A 9,002-nucleotide genomic window follows, 5' to 3' on the forward strand; every position below is an offset into this window, starting at 1 on the left:
GAAAGATTATCCTGATACAATTTGGATGTAGGTTGAAAAATGACCAAATATATAAACAGACAAAGAAAGCGTGTTGAAAAGGTACGTTTTACAGAATTGAAAAGGAGGTAGCACATTGAGTGTGATATTAGAAACCAAGCAGCTTTGTAAGTTTTATGGCGCAGGTGAGAATCAGGTCAAAGCGGTCAATCAGGTGGACATTCAGATTGAGCAGGGAGAATTTGTCGCAATTGTCGGAAAGTCAGGTTCCGGTAAAAGTACATTACTTCATATGCTTGGAGGGCTAGACACCCCGACAAAAGGCAGTGTTACTTTAGCAGGGAAAGATTTATACAGGATGAAGGAAGATGCCCTTGCTGTTTTCCGCAGAAGAAAAATCGGATTTGTTTTTCAGGCATTTAATCTGGTTTCATCTGTTAATGTCTGGGAAAATATTGTACTGCCACTGGGGCTGGATGGAAGAAAAGTGGATGAAACGTATGTAAATGATATTATTGCGACTCTGGGGATTGAAAACCGGATTTATAATCTGCCAAATCAGTTATCCGGAGGACAGCAGCAGAGAGTAGCAATTGCAAGAGCACTGGTGAATCGTCCGGAAATTATATTTGCAGATGAGCCGACAGGAAATCTTGATTCTAAGACCAGTGATGAGGTAATCGCTCTGCTTAAGATGACAGCAAGAAAATATGGACAGACAATTGTAATGATTACCCATGATGACGAAATTGCACAGGTCGCTGACCGTATTCTGGTGATTGAGGACGGACAGGTGGTGGATTTCAGATGAAGACAATAAGCAGGATTGCATATAGCAATGACAAAAAGAACAAGACAAGAAGTATACTGATTATGATGTCCATATGTCTGACTACGATGCTGCTTGTGATTATCAGTACTGTGGGAAATGGAATGATACGTTTGCAGAAAAGTCAGGCGGCAGGCTCATATGGAAGCAATTATGGTCTGTTTGTCGCAGCAGATGGTACGCAATTAAAAGAAGTGGAACGCAGAGCTGAGATATCTGATATCGGCATCATGTGTACGGAGGGCATCCTGAAAGGAAATGAAAATGGCGGGTTTGTCTGCATAGATGAGACTGCAAGAAAAATGCTTCCCTATAATAAGGAATATGAGTTAAAGGAAGGAAAGTATCCGGAAAAAATGCAGGAAATTGCCGCCGGAAGAGCTTTTTTTCGTGCAATGGGATATGATGATGTAAAGGTCGGAGATACGGTTACACTGGATTACCGTGTAGGGATGCGGTCAGAATATAAGCCGGAAGAGTTTGTTGTCAGCGGAATCCTATATGATCGGGATGAGTATACCATCGAGGCATCTTATGTTGCTTTCGGGTCACAGGAGTTTTATGATGAGCACGTCGCAGAGAATGACAGACAGTATAATATCTATTTTACGTTAAACGATTCTGCAAATGTATCTATGAATAATATTGAACCGGTTATAAAGCAGATTGCAGCATCTTGTGGAATCGAAGAAAAAAACGTTATAGTCAATGATCTCTATTTGCAATGGGTCTTGCAGCCGAGTTATGAAACGATTGCGGTATGTGGAATTCTGATTCTTGCAATTGTACTTTTCTCTGTGGTGGTCATTTATAATATTTTTCAGGTCGGTATTGTCAACAAGATACAGGAGTATGGAAAAATCAAGGCTCTGGGAGCGACAAAAAAGCAGATGAAACAACTGATCTTCAGAGAGGGCATTTTTTTGACCATTTTTTCCATACCAGTTGGATTGCTTCTTGGTTTTCTGATTGCAAAATGCGGTTTTAACTGGCTGGTAGAACAGGGAAACCTTGTATCAACCGGAACTGGCTCTATGGGAGTTCAAAATCAGCAGGTGCCTCTGTTTTCCCTGCCTGTTATGCTTCTCTGTATTTTCGTATCATTTCTTACCGTTGCTTTGGCACTGCGTAAACCAATGAAAATTGTTTCACGGATTTCACCTATCGAAGCAACACGGTATTTAGAAAATGCAGAAACACACAAAAAAGGAAAACGAAATGGCAGAAAAAATGTCACCGTGTTTTCTATGGCAATGGCAAATGTAACGGGTAATCCCAAAAGAACTATTGGTACTATCCTCACAATGGGTTTTTCTTGCGTATTGTTTGTGATTATCTCTAATTATGTGGGAAATATTGACACGGAGCATGAAGCACGTCTTTCCGTTAATCATGGACAATTTGAACTGCAGCTTGACTATTCTGCTGAGTATGATGAAAGATATCCGGAGAATAATCTGGATACGATTCTGACGGATGATCCATTGAATGATTCGCTGATTGAAGAAATCAAAAGCATTCCGGGAGTAACAGATGTCATGACGAGAGAGATTGTCTCTGTAAATCTGAATGGAACAAGATTTCCGGCTGATATTGTGAGTAAAAAGGATTTTGATTTTATGCGCCAAGAAGGGGATATTGGCTCTATGGACTATGATCAGGCGGTAAAGAATGGTGAAATTTTCTTTGGCTGGTCAACGTGGATGGAACAAGATGGATATGCTCCGGGTGAATCCATTGCATTTGACTTTGAGAATGGAAGTGGAACCTATACCTATCAGGGAAAGATTGCAGGCTCTTTTGTAAGTGCGGACACTTATCTTGTCATTCCGGAAGGTGTATACCGTTCCATGAATCCGAGAGGAACAGCCTATGGCTATCTGTGGGTGGACTGTGATAAAAAAGATGTGGCATCTGTAGAACAAAGTCTGAATACTTTGATTTCTAATACTTCGCATATAAAAATGGATACTTATCATGCGCAGTTACAATCTGCCGAATTTGCAAGCAGCATGATGAAGCTTGGCTGTTATCTGTTTATGGCTATTGTAGGACTCATCGGGTTTATGAATATGGCGAATACCATGATCATGAATATTACGACAAAAAAGCAGGAATATGGTATATTACAGGCTGTGGGTATGACAAATAAACAATTAAATTTATGCCTGCAGTTACAGGGACTGATGTTTACGGTTGGGACCATATGCGTAGCTTTGATCATTGGTCTGCCGCTCGGCTATGCACTTTTTTCCTATGCAAAACATAATGGAATATTTGGAATGAATATCTATCATGTTCCAATCGTACCAATTTTTATTATGATTTTTTTGGTCGGTCTGTTGCAGATTGTACTTTCCTGCGTTTTAAGCAGTAATCTGAAAAAGGAAACGCTGGTAGAAAGAATAAGGTATCAGGGATAGCAAGTAATATGTAATGAACTAGGTCTTAACGAAGAGGAGAAATAGATAACTTCCATTTTGTATGTATGATAAATCTAAACAGTATTTTAGCAACATTTCCTGAGTGGGGGCAGAAAGTGCCCCCACTTTCACTATTTGGGGGCGAAAAGCGCCACCATATATCATAAATGATGGGTTCAAGGGGAAAATCCCTTGCTAGAACAGCATTTGGATGGAGACATCTCTAATGCGTATCTAGCCGTCAACCTAAGAAGTATCAAGGCAGCCAAAACAGCAGATTAATTATGCAACATTTCCTAGCGGTTAATTAAATTGAATAGAAATTAAACATTGTTCAATTGAGCAATCTATATGAATCTGATATACTGAGTATACAAAAGCTTTTGAATTTTTTAGGAGATGAAGCAAATGGATATAGGCGTTGTTATAAAAAAATATAGAAAAGAAGCTGGTATGACGCAGGAGGAGATGGCAAACAGATTAGGCGTGACGACACCGGCTGTAAACAAATGGGAGAATAGTAATTCCAAGCCGGATATTGAACTGCTGGCACCAATTGCAAGACTGCTTGATATTTCACTTGATACATTACTTTCTTTTCATGAAAAACTTTCAGATATTGAAATCGAAGAAATTATCAGGAAGATGGACAGGATGTTTTCAGAAGAAGGCTATGAAAAGACTTATGAATGGGCATTGAGACTTATAAAGGAATATCCGAATTGTAACATGCTTATCTGGCAGGCTGCGGTAATGCTTGATGCAAGAAGAATAACGGATAAATGCATGAATCCGGAAAAATATGATAAGCAGATTAACGCATGGTATGAGCTGGCACTACATGATGAGAATGAAGAGATACAGCATCATGCAGCAGATTCCTTATTTGGATTTTATTTACGTAAGAAGAATTACGCCAAGGCAGAAAAATATCTGGACTATTTTTCAGAACACGATCCTATGAAAAGTTATTATCAGGGAAGATTACTCCAGGAGCAGGGAAAAATCAAAGAAGCATATGAGAAATATGAAAATGTTATTTTTTCCGGATTTAGTACACTTAATTTTGTTCTTTCCACAATGGCGGGACTGGCATTGCGGGAAAATGATATCGGTTATGCGAGATTTTTGTCAGGGAAGGTACAGGCAGTTGCACATACATTGGAAATGGGAAAATATAATGAGCATTCGCCAATGCTTGATATTGTATGTGCAGGGAAAGATGTAGAGGGAACATATAAGGTGGTAAAACATCTTCTTGATAATGTGGGTACTATGTATGATTTTAGAAAGTCCGGTTTATATAAGCATATGAAGTTCAGAGATATTGATGAAGCTATATTAGATGGTGTAAAAGAAAAACTTCTTGAAGGATTCAGAAATGAGGAAGAATTCGGCTACATGGCAGGATATGAACCGTGGGAGAAATTAATTTTTGACAGATAAGTTTTTTGAAAACTGTCGTTTGGTAAAATCTATTCCATTTTTAAAAACCTTGCGATAAAATATGTTCTGTGAGACGGTAGTTTTTTTGTCCCAACAAAAGCCAGATGACACGATAGAGATCGACTTAGATTTAGAAGTTGGATGCAATCAGTGCTGAGTTGAAAGCTCGTGATCAGATGGAATGGGTCAGATTGGTAAATGATATTCGTAATATGGCAGAAGAACTTGTGCTAAAAGAATTGGTGTAGATCTAAATCGTGGAAAACTCCTTCGGGAGCTTTTGGCTGTTTATAAGATAAATTCTGTCGGAGATTTATTATAAAACATTACTTTACAAGAAGAATAAAAAAGCATATAATTCTTTTATAATATATTTAATAAAAGAGGGTAAGAAAACGGAAAATAAAGATAAAAAAAATACAACAAGAAAAAAAATAATTAATTATGTGCTAAACAAGCATGTTACATCCAAGGCGGAAATCGCAAAAGAGTTAAACTTGAGTATGCCGACTGTGTTAGCAAATGTGAATGACTTATTAGAAAAAATGGTGTTGGAAGAAACTGGGGAATATGCTTCGACCGGTGGACGAAAGGCAAAAAGTATAGGGATTAATAAGTCATACTGTCATGCAATGGGAATTTTGATTACAGCGAATCATATAGAAATGGTATTAGTAAATCTTGGAGATGAGATTATAAAAAAAGATCGCATCCGTTTAAAATTTACGGCAGAATTATTCTATTGTACAGAGGTGGCACAAAAGGTCAAAACTTTTCTTGAAGGCGAATTAGCGAAGGACACGCTACTTGGGATTGGAGTGGCGATTCCAGGAATTATTGATCAGAAAGAACGGATCGTTTTAAAATCCCATGCTTTAGGTATAGAGAATTATAGTCTGCGCTTTTTAGAGCAGGCTTTGGAAATTCCAGTATATTTTGAAAACGATGCTAATGCTGCAATGCTTGCAGAAAAAAAGCAAAAATATCCAAATGCGATATATCTGTCTTTGAACCACACCTTAGGAGGTGCATTCTGCATAGATGGAAAGCTGTTTCGCGGGCAGAACCAGAAAGCAGGGGAGTTTGGTCACATGATACTCGTTCCCGGTGGAAGAAAATGTTATTGTGGTAAATCAGGATGTGCAGATGCATATTGTGCAGCAAGTGTACTGACACAAGATAACAGGCAGTCACTGGATGCATTTATGGAAAAAATTGAAAGTGGTGATGAAAAAAATTTGCAGACATGGAATGAGTATTTGGATCATCTTGCTGTTTTGATATCAAATCTGCGGATGGCATATGATATGGACATCATACTAGGAGGTGATGTGGGAGGCGTATTGTCAGATTATATGATACCATTGGGAGAAAAAGTGATGGCATATAATGGCTTTGAGCATGATGTTTCATACTTGAAAAATTGTTCGTATAAGAAAGAAGCGTCGGCTGTTGGAGCCGCGAAATACTTTTTTACAAAACATATGGTAGAATTGTAATTTTTCTGAACGCAGATAAGCAGTCCACCGCATCTGGTGCGTAGGGAATTAAGCGTTGGGTAAGGGGATGTTTAGTCTGTTGGAGTTAAAAACTCCCACTGACAAGTTGCAAAGCGAATGCGATGTCCGATTTATATGTGTGAAAAACGAGAAGTTGTGTAAAATTAGAAAAAGATATTATAGTAAAAAAACGGAAAGAAAACAGTAACTACGGTTTCCTTTCCGTTTTTTTGCATATTAATTGTGAAAAATATACAAAAAATATATTTTGAAATTATGAAATATATAAAAATATGAAAAAACATATTGACAAATTGTGTTTATAGGACAATAATATAATTACTTTAATAAAACGTTTTATAAAACGCATAACAATATAAAAAAGGAGGAAACAACTATGTTACAGCAGGTAATGACAAATCCAGGAGAAATTATTTTCAGAGAGATTCCGGTTCCGGAGGTAAAGGAAAATCAGGTGTTGGTAAAGATTATGAATATTGGTGTTTGTGGATCAGATATTCATGTTTATCATGGAAAACATCCGTTTACAAAATATCCGGTAACACAGGGACATGAGGTTTCTGGTGAGATTACAGAACTTGGAAAAAATATCACCGAGTTTCATGTGGGACAGAAGGTGACGATAGAGCCGCAGGTATATTGTGGACATTGCTATCCATGTCGTCATGGAAAGTATAATCTCTGTGAGGAATTAAAAGTAATGGGATTTCAGACGACAGGAACAGCATCTGAGTATTTTGCAGTGGATGCATCTAAAGTAACACCTATTCCGGAAGATATGTCCTATGAAGAAGGAGCTATGATCGAACCTCTTGCTGTGGCAGTTCATGGTGTAAAACAGATGGGCGATGTGGCTGGCATGAATATTGCAGTCCTTGGAGCAGGACCGATCGGAAATCTCGTGGCACAGACAGCAAAAGGAATGGGAGCAGCGAAAGTGATGATCACAGATATCAGTGATCTTAGACTGGCGAAGGCAAAAGAATGTGGAATTGATGTGTGTGTGAATACCAAAAATAAAGACTTCGGTGAGGCGATGATCGAAGCATTTGGACCGGATAAGGCAGATGTGATCTACGATTGTGCCGGAAACAATATCACAATGGGACAGGCAATTAAATATGCAAGAAAAGGAAGCACGATCGTACTGGTGGCTGTTTTTGCAGGAATGGCAGAAGTAGATCTTGCAGTGGCAAATGACCACGAACTTGACATTAAGAGCACGATGATGTACCGCCATGATGATTACATAGATGGAATCAGATTGGTAAATGAGGGCAAAGTTCATTTGAAACCGCTCATCTCAAAGACATTTGCTTTTAAAGATTATCTGAAGGCATACCAGTATATTGATGATAACCGCGAGACAACGATGAAAGTAATTATCAACGTCAGTGAAAAGTAAGGAGTTCGTATGGAAAATAAATATGGAATTGTCGGAATTGCCCATGTCGGGCTTCCGACAAACGATTTACAGAAAACAGTTGAGTTTTATAAGAGTCTTGGATTTGAAGTAATTATGCAGTCTTATAATGAAAAAGCAGGGGAAAAAGTGGCATTTTTACAGATAAAAAATTACTGCATAGAGGCTTTTGAAAATGGGAAGGCGGAAATGTCAGACGGTGCATACCAACATGTTGCACTTGATGTGGAAGACATTGAAAACTGCGCGTCGCATTCTCGTTACTTCGGTGATGAGTTAGACGCGCAAAATTTTCATTAAAAAGGGAACAAATGTTTGATGTATTCCTATGCATATGGTATACTATTTTTATGAAGAAAGAAGTCATCTGCTTGTAGATTACCGACCACAGTTTTATATTTCAGACATGATCAAAATCATGAAGGGGAATCTTGCACGCCAGATGTTCCTTTTACATCCAGAGCTAAAGAAAGAGTTGTGGGGAGGACATTTGTGGAATTCGTCTTATTGTGCTGTAACGGTCAGTGACCGGAGCCGTGAACAGGTACTTGCTTATATAGAAGGGCAGAAGGAAAAATCCCGTTAAAACCCGGAGGAAAAAGCGAATGAAAATTATATCCAGTTATGGTGTAGAATTACGAAAACAGAATATTCCAATTCGCCAGACACTGGAGATTTACCGTTCTACTGTCCGCTATCTGGTCAAAGTGTATGAATCTGTATGGGAAGAACTGGCCCAAATTGAGGAAAGTAAGAAACGTTTCAATGCAGCGGAACATCTGGTGCATACAACAAAACGGAATCCGGCCCGGTTTGACTTTGATTTCTGCTTTCCCAAGATACCATCCTATTTCAGACGGGCGGCAGTCCAGCATGCGCTTGGGAGTGTATCTTCTTATCAGACGCGTCTGGAACAGTGGAAAGCAGAGGGACAGAAAACAGGAAAGCCGTATCTGAAAAGTGAGCAGTATGCCATGCCTGTTTTTTACCACGATGTCATGTACCGTGAAAACACAGAAGAGAAAGATGCGGCCTTTTTAAAACTGTACGATGGCCATGACTGGAAATGGTTTGCTGTGCGGCTGAAACATACGGATATGGAGTATTTAAGAAAACACTGGTCGGGCAAAAAAGCTTCGGCGCCAACGTTGGAGAAAAAGCACGACAAGTATTTTCTGCGTTTTACGTATGCGGAAGAGGTATCTTTAAGCCGGACACCTGTCAAAGAACAAACGATCTGCAGTGTGGATCTCGGCATCAATACGGATGCGGTCTGTACCATCATGCGTCCAGACGGAACTATCCTGGGAAGAAAGTTTATTAACTTTCCCAGTGACAAAGACCGGATGTACCGTGTGCTGGGACGGATCCGAAGATTTCAG

7 protein-coding genes and 2 pseudogenes are annotated in these 9,002 nt (G+C 39.0%); all 9 read left to right on the forward strand.

All coding sequences use genetic code 11. From position 1 onward, the window contains the following. The first annotated feature begins 115 nt into the window (after nt 1-115). The gene (locus tag DXD02_RS14565; protein WP_118667051.1) at nt 116-790 is read left to right on the forward strand and encodes an ABC transporter ATP-binding protein; all 675 of its coding nucleotides are present in this window, start codon (nt 116-118) and stop codon (nt 788-790) included. Beyond that, complete coding sequence (locus tag DXD02_RS14570; protein WP_118667052.1) at nt 787-3,231, forward strand: ABC transporter permease; 2,445 nt, start codon at nt 787-789, stop codon at nt 3,229-3,231. The genes DXD02_RS14565 and DXD02_RS14570 overlap by 4 nt, the downstream gene beginning before the upstream one ends. 408 nt (nt 3,232-3,639) lie before the next feature. Next, nucleotides 3,640-4,677, forward strand: coding sequence for a helix-turn-helix domain-containing protein (locus tag DXD02_RS14575; RefSeq protein WP_117801920.1), 1,038 nt, complete (start codon nt 3,640-3,642; stop codon nt 4,675-4,677). A gap of 176 nt (nt 4,678-4,853) precedes the next feature. After that, on the forward strand, nt 4,854-4,925 hold the full coding sequence (locus DXD02_RS14580) for a hypothetical protein (protein ID WP_416388181.1): 72 nt from the start codon (nt 4,854-4,856) through the stop codon (nt 4,923-4,925). 129 nt (nt 4,926-5,054) lie between these two features. Continuing rightward, complete coding sequence (locus tag DXD02_RS14585) at nt 5,055-6,176, forward strand: ROK family transcriptional regulator (protein WP_330416909.1); 1,122 nt, start codon at nt 5,055-5,057, stop codon at nt 6,174-6,176. 397 nt (nt 6,177-6,573) lie between these two features. After that, nucleotides 6,574-7,602 (forward strand): zinc-dependent alcohol dehydrogenase, encoded by a 1,029-nt coding sequence (locus tag DXD02_RS14590; RefSeq protein WP_055268459.1) that lies wholly within the window; start codon nt 6,574-6,576, stop codon nt 7,600-7,602. Between the two features lie 9 nt (nt 7,603-7,611). Continuing rightward, nucleotides 7,612-7,920: a VOC family protein gene (locus DXD02_RS14595; RefSeq protein ID WP_243106613.1), complete on the forward strand. Its 309-nt coding sequence runs from the start codon at nt 7,612-7,614 to the stop codon at nt 7,918-7,920. A gap of 64 nt (nt 7,921-7,984) precedes the next feature. After that, nucleotides 7,985-8,206, forward strand: a pseudogene (gene tnpA / locus DXD02_RS16295) (IS200/IS605 family transposase); the annotation flags it as partial. Nucleotides 8,207-8,225: 19 nt separating this feature from the next. Continuing rightward, nucleotides 8,226-9,002, forward strand: a pseudogene (locus tag DXD02_RS14605) (IS200/IS605 family accessory protein TnpB-related protein); the annotation flags it as partial.

Origin of the sequence: Blautia sp. TF10-30 (assembly GCF_003481245.1) — a bacterium.
Taxonomy (GTDB): Bacteria; Bacillota; Clostridia; order Lachnospirales; family Lachnospiraceae; genus Fusicatenibacter; species Fusicatenibacter saccharivorans.